2 protein-coding genes and 1 pseudogene are annotated in these 2,481 nt (G+C 47.6%); all 3 read left to right on the plus strand.

The genetic code is table 11. The annotated features are described in order from the left end of the window. Positions 1-500: 500 nt before the first annotated feature. Positions 501-1,322 (plus strand): pentapeptide repeat-containing protein, encoded by an 822-nt coding sequence (locus OP496_RS17155; protein ID WP_280565046.1) that lies wholly within the window; start codon positions 501-503, stop codon positions 1,320-1,322. Then, complete coding sequence (locus OP496_RS17160; protein ID WP_280565049.1) at positions 1,323-2,150, plus strand: nucleotidyltransferase domain-containing protein; 828 nt, start codon at positions 1,323-1,325, stop codon at positions 2,148-2,150. Between the two features lie 121 nt (positions 2,151-2,271). Continuing rightward, positions 2,272-2,481 (plus strand): annotated as a pseudogene (locus tag OP496_RS17165) (YbhB/YbcL family Raf kinase inhibitor-like protein); the annotation flags it as partial.

The following is a 2,481-nucleotide window of genomic DNA, read 5'->3' on the forward strand; positions in this document are numbered from 1 at the left end:
GTCTTGCTGCTCATGGTAGCGAACGACCCGAAGTTTGAACGCCGTCGAATACCTGGTCATGGAAAGACCCCTTACGATTGGAGTGGTGTCCAATTTTCAGGGGTCAGTTCATCACACGGCGCGGGCGTTTTTGTGTCTACGCCTTTCGTGTAGCGCTATGTTAATCGACGTTAAATTACGCTAGGTTAAGTATTGTTTGGTGCTGCCGATACAACCTAATGAACCCGGTGGTGGAGCGTTCAGTGCTTCGCTTGGCGTAGCGTGTGCGAAACGGTATCGGCTAGGGGATTCGTGTTGTTTCCAAGATAACAGAGCCGACAAAGGTAGTAGGTATGCGAACTCTGGATAACGCGCCGTTTTTTTAGTATTGTTTAAAACAAGAGGCTTGAGAGTGAAAAGGCGGGCTGGATAAATTTGTTTAACGCGATTGGTCGTTTAATTAGAGAAAATGAGAAGTCTACCTGATATCTGTTGGGTTCTAACTCTAGTCAGCAAAACAAGTGTTTTATGAAAAACTACCAGGATTATCAGAGAAGGTCACAGAGTCACTAGACCTTATGGATGTTGAGAAGGAAGCGGTAGTCAAGCTGAAAAAGATCGAATTCTCGGAGCCTGGCAACAACCCGCGAAGACATACGAAGGATGCAAAATTTATCGAGTGCTTGTTTAGTCACGCAAATATTGTTGAGCGGAATTTCTCTGGGTGCAAGTTTGAAAATTGCATTTTCAATGGTGCGGAAATTTTTCGATGCGAATTTCATCAATGTAGTTTTAAAAATTGTGTGCTTTACAAAACAAGAATTTCAGACACTTACCTAGATCCGAAGTCATTTTATTTCTCCGCTTCGTGGTATCGCCATTGGGCAAATGTGAACGCATGGTGGTTCCAGTCCCTGCATCGAAATTCCATGGATATCCATCAGAAGGATTTTGCAATGCATGCGGATCGTAGGTTTCGTTTTTATCGCCGATATGAGGAACTACTCGGCAAGAAAAAAAGGCCTCTCAAATTTTTGCTTGGACTAGGCTACGATCTGGTGCTTGGGTATGGATATGGAATTACAAATTGTCTTGTCGTTACCATCGGGCTTATCCTCTTATTCGCTTACCTAATGGCGGGCTACACTAACCTCCCTGTTGGAGCGGGGGGGATTGAGCACATCTATTACTCCATTGTTTCATTCACCACCGTAGGTTATGGCGAGGTAATCCCCGAGCAAAAACATCCGGTTGCTCTAGTGATGACCTCTGTTTTCTTGTTTTTGTCCGTCGTTTGGACTGCAATCGTGTCTGCAGTAGTTGTAAAGCGGGTGGTAAACTAAATGAATTTTCTTGTCTTGAAATGCGGATCAGCCGCTCGTGGTGATGCCAACGAACTCAGTGATATTGATTTCGTTTGTTTGCACGAAGATGGCAGCATTCCTTTTCAGTGGCTCGCGCGCACTTATCCTGGGGTGAGCTTTTACTCTAGGTCCGGCATCGAACGAATGAGGTCACGAGGTGCACTTTTCCTAACGCACATTGATGTTGACGGCTATCCAGTCGAGGGGGAAAAACGCATCTTGGATTGGATAAAGGCCTTCCGACCACCCAGGGAGAGCGTTCTTCAATCCGCCTCCGAAACAAAAAAGTTCATTCGTGAGATTGGCTGGCTACCAAATTCAATGGAGGGCCGACTATGGCTATGCGACATTCTGTTTGTCGCTCTTCGTAATTTTTTGTATTGTGCTAACGCTTCAAATGGTATTTATCGCTTCGGTTTAGAAAGTGCAATTTCGGCTTTTGGTCTTCCAGATCGCTACCTAAAAATTTTTCTCAAGCTGCGCAAAGGTAAGTACAAATACCGTTCTTTCCCGAATGTAGAAGCACCTGCAGTCAAAGACAACATTCATTTGCTCGCGGCCGAGCTCGCCGAACAGGTCACTGGGCAGGCGGTGACTATTTCGTTGGGTGGGCAAACTGATTGGAGTGCAGACTGGCGCCTGGATTACTGGGGAGAGCGACTACTTGAGAGAGCAATCATCAACGACGAGATGCCTGACGATGGATATCGAGCTATGCTTGGTGAGCATAATTATTACCGACGGGTGCTTGCCAAGGAAGTTCTGAGCAGGGTTAAAGTGGCCCAACAAAACCGTCCAACCCAATGAGCTTTGGAATTGACCACGTAAAGGGTTGAATCCTCCACTTCTGCCATCACCTTATTGGGAAGAGCCGCCATGAGGGCGTTGCTCGGTTCATTGTTTCAATGCGTTTCATGGGAGGATCGCCATGCCTTTTGCACCGTCCAGCATGCAAGTCGAAAGCACCGCCTTCACGCCGAATGGGGCGATTCCGAAGCGCCATTCGGCGGAAGGTGACGATGTGTCCCCGGCCCTGAGCTGGAAGGATGCGCCGGCGGGGACCAAGGGCTTCGCGGTGATCTGCCACGATCCGGATGCGCCGCTGGTGAAGGATGGTAGCTACGGTTACGTGCATTGG

It is taken from the genome of Chromohalobacter sp. 48-RD10, from assembly GCF_029889785.1.
GTDB lineage: Bacteria > Pseudomonadota > Gammaproteobacteria > Pseudomonadales > Halomonadaceae > Chromohalobacter.

What these genes read in the sequence shown, in the direction of transcription:
- OP496_RS17160 (WP_280565049.1), top strand. Translation starts at nt 1,323, where the DNA reads ATGAATTTTCTTGTCTTGAAATGCGGATCAGCCGCTCGTGGTGATGCC.